This window comes from Yersinia antarctica (genome assembly GCF_056636475.1).
This window is the reverse complement of the sequence record NZ_JBSJQF010000001.1, coordinates 658,326-674,657: the sequence shown is the minus strand read 5'-3', so window position 1 is coordinate 674,657 and position 16,332 is coordinate 658,326. Positions and strand designations below refer to the sequence as shown.

The window sequence follows — 16,332 nt, the reverse complement described above, 5'->3', positions numbered from 1 at the left end:
TTAGTTCATCATTTCTCGGCTTTAAAAACGTAATGTCGTGCTTTCTTGCCAAATACAAATCTCTGGCTGCTAAAACAGAGATAGCCAATAGCGAAATAGCACTACTCTGCTACTCACTATCAGCTATTTTTTAAGAGCAACTGCGCTATACCCTATATAATTCGAGTTGCAAGAAGGCGGCAATTGAGCGAATCCCGATGAGCTTACATAAGTAAGTGATTCGGGTAAGTGCGCGCAGCTAACACCCCTGTGGCTTCAAGGCCGAAGGGGATTAGTAGTCGACGGCATCCCGGATGATTGGACACGTCATACAGTGACCGCCCCCACGCCCACGGCCTAATTCACTGCCGACTATCTCAATCACTTCGACCCCTTCTTTACGCAACTGGGTATTGGTTTTGGTATTACGGTCATAGGCCAGCACCACACCTGGTGAAAGAGCAACCATGTTATTACCACTGTCCCATTGTTGACGTTCTGTATCGTAATCATTACCTTCGGTCTCAACCACACGCAGTTTTTTCAGGTTAAGCGCGCCAGCAACTGCTTCAACAAAGGTGCCTTTATCACGACTTAACTTAATGCCGGTCGGGCCATTATCAGGGCGCAGTGAGAAGGTTTGGATCTGATTAACAATCGCCGGATATAACGTCACTACATCACGGTCGCAGAAGGTGAACACGGTATCCAGATGCATAGCGGCACGCAATTTAGGCATGGCCGCGATCATGACGCGCTCCACCTGCCCTTCGCTATTTTTAAACAGCGATTGCGCCAACTGCGTGATTGCCTGATGCGAAGTTCGCTCACTCATGCCGATTAACACGGTTTTATTACCGATTGGCATCACATCACCGCCTTCCAGCGTCGCAGTGCCGTGGTGCTGCGTCGGGTCACCCCACCACACTTTCACATTGGCGTCACCAAAGTCCGGGTGGAATTTATAGATAGCCGTGGTGAGGATGGTTTCTTCATGACGCGCCGGCCAATACAGTGGGTTTAGTGTCACACCGCCATAGATCCAGCAAGTGGTATCGCGGGTATACAGTGTATTGGGCAACGGTGGTAACAAGTATTCAGTAATACCAACCGCTTCGCGGATCAGCTTCAACTCTTCTTTGTCACATTTACCGTCTTTATGCAGTTCGGTGGTGGACAAGCCGCCAATCAGCACTTCAGCCAGCACGCGCGGCTCCAGGCTTTCCAGATAGCTGCGGGTTTCTTGCAAAATGCCCAATGACACTTCATTCGGCACAATTTGCTGATCCAAAATCCACTTTTTCGCCGCTGGAATGGCGACCGTTTCAGCCAGCAGATTATGCATCTCAACCACATCAACACCGCGTTCACGCATTTTGGTCATAAAATCAAAATGGTCGCGCTTGGCTCTCTCTACCCACAGGACATCATCAAATAATAATTCATCACAATTACTTGGCGTCAGGCGGTTATGGGCACGTCCTGGGGCGCACACCATTACTTTATGTAACTTGCCGACTTCAGAGTGAACACCAAACTTAGGTTTAGCGTGAGTTTTCTTAGCTTTATCTGACATAAGAACTCCAATAAATTATATGGTGATAATCCCGGTAGCAATGCTATAAATCGCAGCCACCGCAGCAACAATCAGAACAATAAACAGTATTCTTTCATAGGAATTAAAGGCTTTTTGATGCTGTTCACGTTTGGCAATCAGATACAAAATAGTGCCCGGCCCGTAAATAATGGCCGACAACAGCACGTATTTCAGGCCGCCGGCGTAAATCATCAGAGCAGAGTAGAAAGTCGCAATGATGGCAAAAATCAAATCTTTTCTATGACCACGGTTATTCGTTTCGTAAGTCTCACCGGTCCATGCCAATTTCAGGCCATAAGCCCCTACTAACAGATAAGGGATCAGAGTTAATGAACTGGTTAATTCCAGCGCCAGTTGAAAAGCATAATCAGTAAACAAGGTGAGAATTAAGAATATCTGTATAAAGATGTTGGTCAGCCAAACCGCTGCTGAAGGCACAGCATTGCTGTTTTCAGTCGCGAAGATTTTTGGCATGCTGTTACTCTTAGCCGCCGAAAACAGCACTTCCGCTGCCAGTAGTGACCATGATAAATAAGCACCCAACACGGAGATAATCAGACCCACACTGATAAATATTGCCCCCCAGCGGCCGACTATCGCCTCTAACACCCCAGCCATTGATGGCTGGCGTAATGCCGCCAAATCAGGGCGCAGTAACACGCCGTAAGACAACATGGTGATCAATACCAGCAGGCACAGCACACCAATAAAGCCCAGAACGGTCGCGATACCAACATGGCTACGTTCTTTGGCATAACGTGAATAAACACTCGCACCTTCGATACCCAAGAATACAAATACTGTGACCAGCATGGTGCTACGTACCTGAGAGAATAGAGACTCAGGTTCAACTGACGTGGTGATTGCCGCCGCCGCATGACCAACATAGCCATAGTCATTCAGATGGGATAAATCAGCACCTTTAATCACATCTGGCGTACCCCAGAAGTTCAGCGCAAAAACATCACCTTTAAAGGCAAAAATCAGTACGATGACGAAAATGAAGATTGGAATTATTTTTGCGAAGGTGGCGATGGTATTAATTGCTGCAGCTTCTTTAACGCCGCGCAATATCAGGATATGGAATCCCCACAAGATAACGGAGGCAATTAACACCGCCGGAATAGTATTACCATCACCAAATATAGGGAAGAATGCCCCTAACGTTGATTTGATAAGAACAAAATAAGAGACGTTACCAATACAGGTACCGGCCCAGAAACCTAATGCAGAAGCAAAACCAAGATAATCCCCGAAGCCCTCTTTTGCGTAAATGAATACACCAGAATCGAGATTAGGTTTACGCTGCGCTAATGTTTGAAAAACAAAAGCCAGCATTAGCATCCCACCCCCCGCTATACACCAGGCGATAAGTGCGCCAAACCCACCGGTTGCTCGTCCAAATGTTGCCGGCAATGAAAATATACCGGCCCCGATCATTGAACCGACCACCAAAGAGGTAAGGGCCGGTAAAGATAATTTATTCGTTGTTGAATTGGCCATGATGCTCTCAATGACATTGGATAAATTAAGTTAAATGTAAATTCTGCTTATCCTACAAACAGATTCACCCAGACCCACTTATCAATATAAATACATAGTTATCATAGCTTCCTTTAAAACTATTGCATAATGCCGGGAAAGTAGACCAAATCTTACAATATGTAAATTCTTGATAAAATTATCACATACATCAGAATTTTGTAACAGTGTTCAAAGTCATCATTTTGTATATTCAGAAAATGACATTTCAGTTTAATTCACTGCAATCCACCTATTCTATTAGCATAGAAATCTGTTTTTATTAGACGGATCATTTAAGATGATTCCAGTACCCGCATTAATTTAATAATAGACATATGAACGAGAGTCCCTGCCATCTTGCGGACTCTCGTTCTATGAACTAAGCTTATAGATTAACCATTAAAAATATAATTTAAATATCCTTAAATTTCAATAAGTTAAAAATAATCCATTCCATTGTTAAAATAGGCAATGTCTTATTAAAATTCTCTATTAGCTCACATTTACTCCCCTATATCCGCCATCAATCAGACGCAGACAATCAGATGACAGCCACATTTATATACTCCGTTTTAATTTTTATAAAACGGATGTAATAGTTTTTTAAATCATTATTGCGTAGTTACTATTAGAGATAAAATCAATAAAAATCGCATTATTACAATAATTATTTAGATTTCATTTAGATTTCATTTAGATTTCATTTAGATTTCATTTAGATTTCATTTAGATTTCATTTAGATTTCATTTAGATTTATTGTGAACATTAAATATTCGATTTTTACATCTGGTCAAGTGAAAATCGTCACTTGATAACGCCAATAAATCACATAAAACCAGTGCTTTAATTTTAAAAAATCAAAAAACACAGAATCAATCACCAGTAAAAAAGTGCTTTAGATAGCGAATATATTCATCTTTCCCATAATTTCATTAGGAACATTGATATTTAATGTCGAAATATCTTACCATTTATAGGGTTATAATGATGAAATCACGTAGGAAAAGCCAATTTTTCCTCTTATTATTCCTACAATGTATAAGAAAGCGTAAATAAAATACGTATATTTAGTGTGTAATATGTACATTTTATTAAAGACCTCCTATTTCAAATAGAGATGTCAGCCTTTCCGTTAAAATTCACTTTTTAGCTTCAAAGCATGCATCATCATGACGGAATCAACAAAAACGGCCCCCATTAGGAGCCGTTTTATAGCACGTCAAATTAGCAGAAATGTGTAACTGTTATGTCAATTGCTTATCCGATACATGCTGCGTCTCTGTCACTGAATAGCCCGCCAAAATTGCTACGAAGATCATAAATAGATGGCCTTCAGATGAGTCCAGCAGGAATGAATTAAAGAAATTACACGCCATATAACTGGTCAATACAGCCAGTAGTACATTGCGTAAAACCGGTATTTGTTGCCAAATAACGCGATAACAACAAACAATCCATGCCAAAAAGATAATTAAGCCAACAAAGCCTGATTGGATCGTTTCCAACAGATATTGGTTGTGTGGATTATTGATTTTGTAATTGATCTCTGGGTTCTCATAATAGAAGCCGCCAGCACCGTGCCCCAGAATAGGTGACTCTTTAATTAGCCGCACCGCTTCAATGGCAAAGGCCGAACGTTGCCCCATAGAACTACGACAAGCATCATTTACATCATCCGCAGACGCGGCCATACAGACTTTTATCTCATCGACACCCTGCACGATACGGTCGGTCGCTTTATTGGGTATCAGTAGTAGTGCAGCAAAGGCTATCGCCCCTAACACTACCAATAGCCAGCGTTGGCGGCGCCCCAGAGAGAAGAATAGCCATATCCCTAGCCCAACAACTAATGCCACATAACCGGTTCGCCCCAATACCAAGAACAGAATACTGTAGCTCGCCGCTGCCACCAGCAAGCCATACCCCCAGAGTTTCCAGCCCTGATTTTTAAAGGCCAGCGCCAGCCACAACATGGCGGCCAAAGCCATAAAGAAGTTTTGGGTAATTTGCAGTTTAAAGATAGTCGGATTGGTTGGATCTACATTGCCAATGGGAATGTGCAACACCCCAACGGCCAGTGTTCCGGCTAATGCCACCGCGTTAGCCGCTAAGAAGCCGATTCCAAACAATTTTATCAACCGTGGTTGGTTGATAAAAAACAGGGCTAACGGTAATACATAAAGAAATTTCTTATCTTTACCCACCATATCCGGGCCATAACTGTTGTGATGAAACAGCAGTGACAATGCCAACAATGCAAACATCGCAGCAGGCAGGTAAACCAACGGATTCGTCAGTAATGGTTTGAATTGCAATGTGTTGCGATTAATTATCAAACAGGTCAGGATTAAAACCAGCGAGATATTGATCAGTGGGTTGGATGTCGGTAAAGAGATACCTAGCAGCAATGCTGCAATACCCCCCAGCATTTCACTACGGCGGTTGACCGTGAAAGCGGCCGGTGAAGAAGTCGATGGGATTGTCATAATTCTCTCAGCTTAAGCTGGTTAGCGGAAAATAAGGTTACTGATGCGCCCCCGTTAATGGCTTTGGGCGCGCCACGCATCAACAGCACTGATAACTTCGCTCACCGGAATGGCGTTCAAATACCGATCGGTAGTGTCAGTATCTATCTCATTAGGGTGTGGCAACGTGCGGTAATGCCCGGCCCATAACAGCGTGTGTGGAGCCTGCCACGGATGCCATTGGTTAAGATTACTGGGGCCAAAGAGAACCACTGCGGGTGTTTGTAAGGCTGCAGCCATATGCATTGCCACGGAATCTACGCCAATAAAGAGCTTAGCGTTATCGATAAATACTGCCAGTTCCGGTAGCGCCAGCAGGCCAGACAAATTAACTACCTTCTCGGGTTGTGTGCATCCGGCAATGATCTCAGCAATATAATCCAATTCAGCCTGATCTTTGCCGCCGGTAAGTAGAATGGTTTCACCTTGCTCAGTGAGATGATTTACCAGTTGGCTAAATGATTCACTGGCCCATGTTTTGAACTTCCAGCGAGCAGAAGGTTGGATCAATATATAGTCATTGATATGGCGTTGTTGGCACAATTTCTGTACCCGTTCAACATCGTGCACACCATAAGACATGGTAACATCAGTAATAATATCAGCCAGTTGCAGTGGCGCGAGAATATCCAGATTATTGAGTACGGTATGCCTTTTGGCCGCATTGGGGATATCAACCAATGTAGAATGACAATAGCGCCATAGCCAGGTATCGCGTTTGGGATAATGAAAACCAATACTGAAGCCAGGTTTTAATAAACGACAATACGCTGCGGCTCGCCATTGATCGGATAAATTGAGAATCAGATCATAATGGTGTTCTTTCAATGCATTAAACAGCGCTTTTTCGCCACTGATTTGGGCCTTTAGACCCGCATGCTTGAGGCCACGGTCAACAATAAATGCATGATTGACCGTTTTGTTCTCCCGCAGCATATCTTGCGTTCCGCCATACAGCAGCACGTCGATTTTTGCTTGTGGGTAGTTGGCTTGTAAGGTACTCAGTAGTGGCGTTGTGAGTAAAACATCGCCGAAATGGCGTAATTTAATCACTAAAATGCGCTGAACGTTACTTTTGTCCCGCAGTGTATCTGGCAGGTTAAATGCTCGCTGTTGGGCGGTAGCAACAGGAGCAGAAGGTTGCCCGGCAGGTGATTCTGTCTTATTTGATGTATTCATCATAGGATGCGCCATCATCGGCAACGAAGGGGGGCAATAATGCTATCCAAGTGTTTGCTGCATGGCAATTCTTTTATATCCGTCATACTTCAAGCTTCATGTGCTTTGGCTGCCCTCGCTCACCCCAGTCACTTACTTGAGTAAGCTCCTGGGGATTTACTCAGTTGCCGCTTTCCTGCAACTCGAATTATTTAGGGTATAGCATGCCAATATCTTTCTTACTTAACTCTATAAAGCCACGAATGATTGTAATGATCATTCTGCCCCGAAACTCAAGCTGGCAAGTAAGATAATTATCAGAGGAAATTGGCGTTATCGGCGCAGGCAGATTGAGTGCGGAAAGCCGCGCAGCCAACGGAGCGTACACGCAGTACGTGACGTCGGCGAGCACTGCCCCGAAACTCAAGCTGGCAAGTAAGATAATTATCAGAGGAAATTGGCGTTATCGGCGCAGGCAGATTGAGTGCGGAAAGCCGCGCAGCCAACGGAGCGTACACGCAGTACGTGACGGCGGCGAGCACTGCCCCGAAGCTCAAGCTGGCAAGTAAGATAGCCAATTTTAGAGGCCAGGGGCTTTCCATAGGGAAGTCGTCAACCCACTGTCCACCAGCGACAACTGATCGGTATACACTGCTTGCCAGTTTACTTTTGCGGCTTGATACAGTGCCTGATGCTCGGTGTTCGGGGTGTATTCTCGCTCCCAGCGCACTAGCCGCTCACCGGTTTTATCTAGCGCGTCATACAGCCCGACCCCCACACCCGCGGCGATAGCACAACCGAGAGCCGTGGCTTCTTTGACAACGGGTACTCGTACAGGAACCCCGGTCACATCGGCCAAAATCTGGCTCCACAGTTTCCCTTTTGAACCTCCGCCTGCAAATACCACTGAGGCTGCTTTGACGCCGGAGAACTCAGCAATTTGCGCTAAGTTACAGGCCGAGACTATCGCGGCATTCTCTTCCAGAGCACGGAACAGGGTAGCTTTGTTGCATTTTTCTGGATCAAGTGAAAGGTTAATAAAGGAAGGTGCGGCGTGATACCAGGATTTGAAGCGCATTACATCGGAGAAAATCGGCATGATGCCGTATGCCCCTGCCGGTACGCGGGCGGCCATATCCTCCAATAAACTGTAGGTATCGATACCCAGCCGCTGAGCCAGTAATTTCTCTTCGGCGCAAAATGCATCACGGAACCAGCGCATGGTCAGGCCGGTAAAGAAACTGATGGATTCAGCCTGTACCATACCGGGAATAACATGAGGGTTAATACGCGTATTCATATCCGGATCGGTAATCGGCTTAGGCAAATTAACCACCTGCTGCCAGAAGGTGCCGCCCAATACTGCGGTCTGACCCGGTTGAACGACCCCCAACCCCAAACAACCTAATTGTACATCACCACCGCCCATCACCACTGGCGTTCCCGCCAGCAGACCACTCTCTTCTGCGGCTTGTGCTGTGACATGGCCTAGCAGTGTTCCAGTTTCTTTGACCGGCGATAAAATATCGGCACGTAGTCCAGCCATCTCCAGCAAGCTCGGTTGCCAGTTACGGGTGACTAAATCCAGCATGCCGGTGGTTCCTGCATTCGAAGGATCAACCGCCAGTTCGCCACTGAGCATATTGGCTAGCCAGTCGCTTATCATGGTTAATGTACCCGCCTGGCGATAGATATCCGGGCGGTAATGCGCCAGCCACAGTAACCGAGGCATAGCACTTAGTGCCAGAGTTTGGCCTGAACATTGATAAACCTCGAATTCAAACCCATCATTATGCAGCTCTTTAAGCTCACTGACTTCACGGCTGGCACGGGCATCCACATTGGCACACGCCCAAATAGGTTTGCCACTGCGATCATAAAGCACAATGCCTTCGCGCATTGAGCAGGCAGCCACGGCGCGAATAGCACTCGCCGGTAGCTTAGCCTGATGCAATGCTTGGCGGATGCACTGGCAGGCCAACTTCCAGTTAGTCGCTAAATCAAACTCCATCGACCCTGGGACATCAGGTACTGGCAAATGTAGCCACTCAGCCTGTCCGGCCGCTATCTGATTACCATTAAGATCAAATATGACAGCCCGGACACTGCCGGTGCCGGCATCCAGCGCCATCAGGTATTCAGCCGATGTGGTCGTAGAGAATTGACTCATTACGCTATCCTCTGTTTTATATGAATTTATGAATAAACCTGTCCTCTACTGCTTTTTTCTCAAAAGAATAACCAAAACTATTGGCGTAATTCTTGAACCCCTGCGCAAGCCTAAGCTGGCAAGTAAAATAGCCAATCAAAGCAATTTGATGATTGATCTTGCTGTTAGCTCATCCGTCACTAATGCATTCACGTATTTTCCGCGCAATGCAGCCACAATCGCTTCTGATTTTTCAATGCCACCGGCGACACCAATCACTGTCGGGATGTTGGTCAGATCTGCCAGTGAGACGCCAATCAGCTCCTGGTGAATCTGCATCTCCGGCACCAATGCGCCATCGGCTTGCATAAAGTAGCCAAGGATATCGCCGACCGCCCCCTTGCGACTGAACATCAGTTGTTCACCTTCACCGATATAGCCGGAGCGTAAAATGGTGGCCTCTTTTTGCTGATTGACCGAACCGATACCCACGACGGCAACATCAGCCGCTCGGGCGGCTAGCATCACATCGCGCACACTGTTTTCCTGACGGAATGTCTCCGCCACTGTGGCACTGGAAGCACGCAACGGCGCAGGAATAATGCTGACCTGACAAGCGGCATCCAACTGGCCAATACCGGTCATATAAGAGCCAACCCCACCGGAAAGCGTCACCAGTCTGACCTGCTGCGAAGCGATAAAACCGCTTAAATGCTGTAAGGCACACATGGTGGTTTCACCAAAGCCGACTGCCAGTAGTTGTTGTGGTTGTATCAATGCCATCAATAAATGTGCAGCGCCAATCCCCAACCGGCTACTGATACTGAGATCAGCCAGAGAAGGCAGAATGCGGATATGCTTGAGGCCGAAATGCTGTTGCAAGGTGTTTTCCAGCTCCAGACAACCCTCATAGCGCGAATTAATCTGTACCCGAATAACCCCAGACTGGCGGCCTTTTTCCAGCAATCTGGAGACCTTCAGTCGGGTTAACCCCAACAGTTCGCCAATATCCCCTTGTGTTAAGCCATCGTGATAATAAAACCACGCAATGCGAGCGAGCAGTTCCTCTTCACTCATGCTATTACCCGGATATTTGTATTCATCGTTAGACGACATGGGTTTTTCTTTTGTTACTGATTTTTCTCTCATCATTAGCCGTGATCCCTATTGCCGCTTTCTCATTCTTCATTGATTCATTGATTCATCATCGATCAAAAATCCACGGTCTGATAAATGCTATACCCAAGAGATTTCAAGATGCAGGAAGGCGGCAAGCGAAAGACAAATTGGTTGTAAACCATTTTGAACAGCGCTTGCGCTGGCCCGTAGGGTGAGCCTCTGATGAGGTTCATAATCCCGATGAGCTTACATAAGTAAGTAATTCGGGCGATTGAGCACAGCCAACACACCTACAACTTGAAAGATGACGGGTATAAATCTCAGTTGAGAACTACGCTAACAGCTTAGGCAATACATTTGAACACATTTTAATTTAAATTTTTTTATTCACGGAAATGTGATCTTGATTACGCCATAAATGGGATTATGCAGCTATCTTTTTTGAACACTTTTAAATTTAAAATATTTTTGTTCATAAACAGGAGCCACTGATGCCGCACACCAATCCGCCACCGCTGCTCCAGGTTCGTGGTATCAGCAAGCAGTTTTCCGGCGTAGTGGTATTGAAGAGTATCGACTTTACTCTGCAACCAGGACAGGTACATGCCCTGTTGGGAGGAAATGGCGCGGGGAAATCGACGTTGATGAAGATCATCGCCGGCGTGCTGCCACCAGACAGCGGTACCATCGAGATCAATGGGCAACCCTGCCTTAATCTCACCCCAGCAAAAGCACATCAACTCGGTATCTATTTGGTCCCCCAAGAACCGATGTTATTTGCCAATCTGTCGGTACAAGAAAATATTCTGTTTCGTTTGCCCAAACATCAGGCAGATAAGAAGAAGATGGCGCAATTACTCAAAAACCTGGGTTGCCATTTGGATCTGTCAGTCAGCGCCGGTTCACTGGATGTAGCAGATCAACAGCTAGTAGAAATTATGCGCGGCTTGATGCGTGACTCACGTATTTTGATCCTTGATGAGCCAACAGCGTCACTAACACCGGCGGAAACCAATCGTCTATTTAGCCAAATCAAAATGTTATTGCAGCAAGGTGTCGGAGTGGTATTTATCTCCCACAAATTACCTGAAATACGTCAACTGGCAGATTGGGTCAGTGTCATGCGCGATGGTGGCATCGCTCTAAGTGGCGCCACCACTGATTTCTCCATCGATACGATTATTCAGGCCATTAAGCCACAGGCCAAAAACAGCGAATTATCTGATACCCAGAAGCTATGGCTGGAACTGCCCGGTAACCGCCGCTCTCAAGCGCGTGCTCAGTCCAATCAACCGGTGATAGAAGTTGCCGATCTGAGTGGTGAAGGTTTTGCCCATATCTCTTTTGAGGTGCATGCCGGTGAAATTTTGGGATTAGCGGGGGTGGTTGGCGCAGGCAGAACAGAACTTGCTGAAACACTTTATGGTTTACGGCCCGCCAGCGGTGGTCACGTCAGGCTGGAAGGGATTGATATCACATTGATGAAAACCGTCAATCGTCTGGCAACTGGGTTGGTTTATCTGCCGGAAGACCGCCAAGCCTCCGGCCTCTATCTGGATGCTCCGCTCAGTTGGAATGTCTGCTCGCTCACCCAGGGTAATCAGGGGTTATGGACACATCCGGCACAGGAAGCCGCCATTCTGGAACGCTATCGGCGGGCACTAAACATTAAGTTCAGCCACCTTGAGCAACCCGTGCGCACCTTGTCTGGTGGCAATCAACAAAAGCTGTTGATTGCGAAATGCCTTGAAGCCAATCCGTTGCTACTGATTATTGATGAACCTACTCGTGGCGTAGATGTATCAGCGCGCAGCGATATTTATCAATTGATCCGCAGTATTGCCTCTCAGCATGTGGCGATCATTTTTATCTCGTCAGATCTGGAAGAAGTAGTGCAGATGGCTTCCCGGGTGTTGGTCATGCATCAGGGTGAAATCAGTGGCGCAGTCAGTGGGGCGGAAATGAATGTCGATACCATTATGCATCTGGCCTTTGGTGAACATAATACCGATGCCCGCCAATCTGCTGAAAGCGAGGGCGCATCATGTTGAAATTTATTCAAAGCTATCAATTTATTCAAAACAATCGTGAAGGTACCGCACTGCTGGCGATTTTGGCTTTATTTGCCTTGCTTGGTGTGATCGACAGTAATTACTTCACCTTGCAAACCTTCACCATGATTTTCAGCAGCGCACAGATCCTGATCCTGTTAGCCATCGGCGCCACCATGGTGATGCTAACCCGCAATATCGATGTGTCCGTCGGCTCCATTACCGGCTTATGTGCCGTCACTGTGGGTATGGCGCTCAATGCTGGTTTCGGGCTGGCAATCTCCTGCCTGTTTGCTCTGCTGGTCGGCATGGTGACGGGCTTCTTTAATGGCATTTTGGTTACCTGGCTGCGCATCCCGGCGATTGTCGCCACCCTGGGTACGCTGGGGTTGTATCGCGGCCTGATGCTATTGATAACCGGCGGGAAATGGATAGAAGGGCTGCCAGCAGACTTGAAAAGTTTATCCACCCCCATTCTGTTTTCTATCTCTCCTATCGGCTGGCTAATTATGCTGCTGATTGTAGCTATGGCCTTGTTGCTAGGTAAAACCGCCTTTGGCCGCAGTTTCTATGCTACCGGCGATAACTTGCAGGGTGCACGCCAACTGGGGATCCGCACCGACAGTATTCGTATTTTTGCCTTCTCAATGAATGGGGTGATGGCCGCGCTGGCAGGGATTGTCTTCGCCTCCCAAATTGGCTTTATCCCTAATCAGACGGGCAGTGGGTTAGAGATGAAAGCCATCGCCGCTTGTGTTCTCGGTGGGATCAGCCTGCTCGGTGGTACCGGCACCATTCTTGGGGCCATTCTGGGGGCTTACCTATTAACACAAATCGACAGCGTGCTGGTGCTACTGCGCCTGCCTGCTTGGTGGAATGACTTTATTGCCGGACTGGTGTTGCTGGGTGTGCTGGTGTTCGATGGCCGCCTGCGCTGTGCCATTGAGCGCAATATCCGCCAGCAGAAATATGCTCGCTTTAATGCTCGACCGGCAGTTTCTGGTAAGTCGACAACTTCGGATAAGAAGAAAAACGTTATACCCAATAGATTTCATGATGCAGGAAGGCGGCAAACGAGAGAATCCCGATGAGCATACAGTGGTAAGTGATTCGGCTAAACGAGAGTAGGTAACACACCTGCAATTTGAAAGATGAAGGGTATAAAAAGAGGTGGCGCGATGAATATATATCGCCGTTATGGATGGGAACTGGCCTTGGCTGCACTGTTAGTGCTGGAAATCCTGCTGTTTGGTTTATCGAATTCTCGCATGCTGGATATCAACGTATTGCTGTTCAGTACCAGTGATTTCATCTGCATCGGCATTGTAGCTTTGCCGCTGACCATGGTGATTGTCAGTGGCGGAATTGACATCTCATTCGGTTCAACTATCGGATTGTGCTCCATATTCCTAGGCGTGATGTTTCAAGCTGGCGTCCCCATGAGTGTCGCGATCCCGCTGACACTGGTGGTTGGCGCGTTATGCGGTTTGATTAATGCCGGGCTGATTCTGTATACCGGCGTCAACCCGTTGGTCATAACTCTAGGCACCATGTACCTGTTCGGCGGCAGCGCCTTGCTGTTGTCCGGCATTTCCGGCGCGACCGGCTATGAGGGCATTGGCGGTTTCCCAACAGCCTTTACCGATTTTGCCAACCAAACGTTGTTCGGCCTGCCCGTCCCACTGGTTATCTTTATGGTCTGCGTGCTGCTGTTCTGGCTACTGATGCACCGCACTCATAGCGGCCGCAACGTATTCCTTATCGGGCAAAACAGTCGGGTGGCCCGTTACAGCGCCCTGCCCGTCGCGCGTACCTTATGCATCCTGTATGCCCTGACGGGTGTGGCGTCTGCGATTGCCGCGGTCCTATTGGTCTCTTATTTCGGTTCGGCACGCTCTGATTTGGGGGCTTCGTTCCTGATGCCAGCCATCACCGCAGTGGTACTGGGGGGCGCTAACATCTACGGCGGCTCTGGCTCCATCCTCGGGACGGCACTGGCGATATTACTGGTGGGTTACTTACAGCAAGGTTTGCAAATGATTGGCACACCAAACCAGATATCGAGTGCGTTGTCAGGTGCATTACTGATTCTAGCGGTGGTTGGGCGCTCTATCAGCCTGCACCGACATCTGATTCATGAATGGCTGCAACGTCGTCGCAGCAGACACACCCTAAGTTAATACCTGTTTTCTTTTGTAGTGAAATTGCCAACACCTCTACCCCTAGCTTCTTCGGAGATAGCAATGAAAACACAAAGATTAAAAAAGCTGGCACTGGTTTGTGCCCTTGGATTTGCCTGTATCACTACTGCTCAAGCGGCAGAACGCATCGCATTTATCCCGAAACTGGTCGGGGTCGGCTTCTTCACCAGCGGCGGTAAAGGTGCCGTTGATGCCGGTAAAGAGCTGGGTGTGGATGTGACCTACGATGGCCCGACAGAACCGAGTGTTTCCGGCCAGGTTCAGTTAATCAATAACTTCGTCAATCAGGGTTACAACGCCATTGTGGTTTCGGCAGTCTCACCGGATGGACTGTGCCCTGCGTTAAAACGCGCGATGCAACGGGGCGTCAAAATCTTGACCTGGGACTCTGATACCAAACCAGAATGTCGCTCGGTTTACATCAACCAAGGTACCCCAAATCAATTGGGTTCGATGCTGGTCGATATGGCCGCGAATCAAGTGAAAAAAGATAAAGCCAAGGTCGCCTTCTTCTATTCCAGCCCGACGGTTACCGATCAGAACCAATGGGTCAATGAAGCGAAGAAAAAAATCCAACAAGATCACCCCGGTTGGGAAGTGGTCACCACCCAGTTCGGCTATAACGATGCCACAAAATCACTGCAAACCGCAGAAGGCATCTTAAAAGCTTATAGCGATCTGGATGCCATTATTGCCCCAGATGCCAACGCCCTGCCCGCTGCGGCACAAGCAGCAGAAAACCTGAAACGCGACAATGTGGCGATCGTCGGCTTCAGTACTCCAAACGTGATGCGCCCTTATGTTCAGCGCGGCACGGTCAAGGAATTCGGTCTGTGGGATGTGGTTAATCAAGGCAAGATTTCAGTTTATGTCGCCAATGAAATGCTGAAAAAAGGCGACCTGAATGTCGGCGATAAAATTGATATCCCGAACATTGGCGTGGTTGAAGTGGCACCGAATAGCATTCAGGGCTATGACCATGAGGCTAAAGGCAGCGGCATTGTGTTACTGCCATAGCGGGTCATTTTCACTAAAGAAAACATCGACAAATACGATTTTTAATCTCGGCGGCCCGTCCACCGGCGGGCCGGAACAGGACTAAGGGAGTAATAACAGATGGCTGATTTAGACGATATTAAAGACGGTAAAGATTTCGGTATTGGCGTGCCGCAGATAAATCCTGCCTTTACACTGAAAGGCTCGGGTTCACTGGATTGGGGGATGCAATCCCGGCTGGCGCGAATTTTCAATCCGAAAACCAATCGCACGGTAATGCTGGCATTTGATCACGGTTATTTTCAGGGGCCGACCACGGGCCTGGAGCGGATTGATATCAATATCGCCCCGCTGTTTGAATATGCCGATGTCCTAATGTGTACCCGTGGCATTTTGCGCAGTATCGTCCCCGCGTCGGCCAATCGCCCGGTGGTACTGCGCGCATCTGGTGCCAACTCGATTCTGACTGATTTATCCAACGAAGCGGTGGCGGTGGCAATGGAAGATGCATTGCGGCTCAACTCCTGCGCCGTGGCGGCACAAGTCTATATCGGCACTGAACACGAGCATCAGTCGATTAAAAATATCATTCAATTAGTTGATCAGGGAATGCGCTACGGCATGCCTACCATGGCCGTGACTGGCGTCGGTAAAGACATGGCTCGCGACCAGCGCTACTTCTCTCTGGCCACCCGAATTGCCGCTGAGATGGGCGCACAGGTGATCAAAACCTATTATGTCGACAGTGGATTTGAACGTATCGCTGCCGGTTGTCCAGTGCCTATCGTCATTGCCGGTGGTAAAAAACTACCAGAACGCGATGCATTGGAAATGTGCTATCAAGCCATTGATCAGGGAGCGTCAGGTGTAGATATGGGGCGCAATATCTTCCAGTCAGAAGCCCCAATTGCCATGCTGAAAGCGGTTCATGCAGTGGTACATAAAAATGAAAATGCACAAACAGCCTATAAGCTGTTCTTAGATGAAAAAGGTTGAGTGGGCATCGCTGCCAGTCAGTGACTGCTAAGCCGT

At 47.7% G+C, this 16,332-nt stretch carries 11 protein-coding genes; 5 read left to right on the top strand and 6 right to left on the bottom strand.

From position 1 onward, the window contains the following. Window positions 1-271 precede the first annotated feature (271 nt). From arcA to lsrR, 6 genes are all read right to left on the bottom strand, one after another. Window positions 272-1,555 (bottom strand): arginine deiminase, encoded by a 1,284-nt coding sequence (arcA, locus tag ACWJJO_RS03055; RefSeq protein ID WP_372568629.1) that lies wholly within the window; start codon window positions 1,553-1,555, stop codon window positions 272-274. 15 nt (window positions 1,556-1,570) lie between these two features. Then, complete coding sequence (locus ACWJJO_RS03050; protein ID WP_083160751.1) at window positions 1,571-3,079, bottom strand: amino acid permease; 1,509 nt, start codon at window positions 3,077-3,079, stop codon at window positions 1,571-1,573. Window positions 3,080-4,345: 1,266 nt separating this feature from the next. Next, on the bottom strand, window positions 4,346-5,587 hold the full coding sequence (waaL-ps, locus tag ACWJJO_RS03045) for an O-antigen polysaccharide ligase WaaL-ps (RefSeq protein ID WP_481090628.1): 1,242 nt from the start codon (window positions 5,585-5,587) through the stop codon (window positions 4,346-4,348). A gap of 54 nt (window positions 5,588-5,641) precedes the next feature. Next, window positions 5,642-6,808 (bottom strand): putative lipopolysaccharide heptosyltransferase III, encoded by a 1,167-nt coding sequence (gene rfaQ / locus ACWJJO_RS03040; protein WP_083160755.1) that lies wholly within the window; start codon window positions 6,806-6,808, stop codon window positions 5,642-5,644. 556 nt (window positions 6,809-7,364) lie between these two features. Continuing rightward, window positions 7,365-8,954, bottom strand: a complete 1,590-nt coding sequence (lsrK, locus tag ACWJJO_RS03035) for an autoinducer-2 kinase (RefSeq protein ID WP_372568626.1) — start codon at window positions 8,952-8,954, stop codon at window positions 7,365-7,367. A 135-nt stretch (window positions 8,955-9,089) separates the two neighbouring features. Continuing rightward, window positions 9,090-10,082, bottom strand: a complete 993-nt coding sequence (gene lsrR, locus ACWJJO_RS03030) for a transcriptional regulator LsrR (RefSeq protein ID WP_481091557.1) — start codon at window positions 10,080-10,082, stop codon at window positions 9,090-9,092. 461 nt (window positions 10,083-10,543) lie between these two features. Here lsrR and lsrA point away from each other — a divergent pair, with 461 nt between their 5' ends. The 5 genes from lsrA (at window position 10,544) to lsrF (ending at window position 16,296) form a co-directional block, all read left to right on the top strand. Then, entirely contained in the window at window positions 10,544-12,103 is a 1,560-nt protein-coding gene (gene lsrA / locus ACWJJO_RS03025; RefSeq protein WP_083160757.1) for an autoinducer 2 ABC transporter ATP-binding protein LsrA, read from the top strand. Beyond that, window positions 12,097-13,194 carry an autoinducer 2 ABC transporter permease LsrC gene (lsrC, locus tag ACWJJO_RS03020; protein WP_083160759.1) on the top strand — a complete coding sequence of 366 codons (1,098 nt, stop codon included), beginning with the start codon at window positions 12,097-12,099 and terminating at the stop codon, window positions 13,192-13,194. The genes lsrA and lsrC overlap by 7 nt, the downstream gene beginning before the upstream one ends. Window positions 13,195-13,281: 87 nt before the next feature. Further along, window positions 13,282-14,283: an autoinducer 2 ABC transporter permease LsrD gene (gene lsrD, locus ACWJJO_RS03015; protein WP_481090627.1), complete on the top strand. Its 1,002-nt coding sequence runs from the start codon at window positions 13,282-13,284 to the stop codon at window positions 14,281-14,283. Window positions 14,284-14,346: 63 nt separating this feature from the next. Further along, window positions 14,347-15,321 (top strand): autoinducer 2 ABC transporter substrate-binding protein LsrB, encoded by a 975-nt coding sequence (gene lsrB / locus ACWJJO_RS03010; protein WP_481090626.1) that lies wholly within the window; start codon window positions 14,347-14,349, stop codon window positions 15,319-15,321. Window positions 15,322-15,420: 99 nt separating this feature from the next. Continuing rightward, window positions 15,421-16,296 carry a 3-hydroxy-5-phosphonooxypentane-2,4-dione thiolase gene (gene lsrF / locus ACWJJO_RS03005; protein WP_083160768.1) on the top strand — a complete coding sequence of 292 codons (876 nt, stop codon included), beginning with the start codon at window positions 15,421-15,423 and terminating at the stop codon, window positions 16,294-16,296. The last annotated feature ends 36 nt before the right edge of the window (window positions 16,297-16,332 follow it).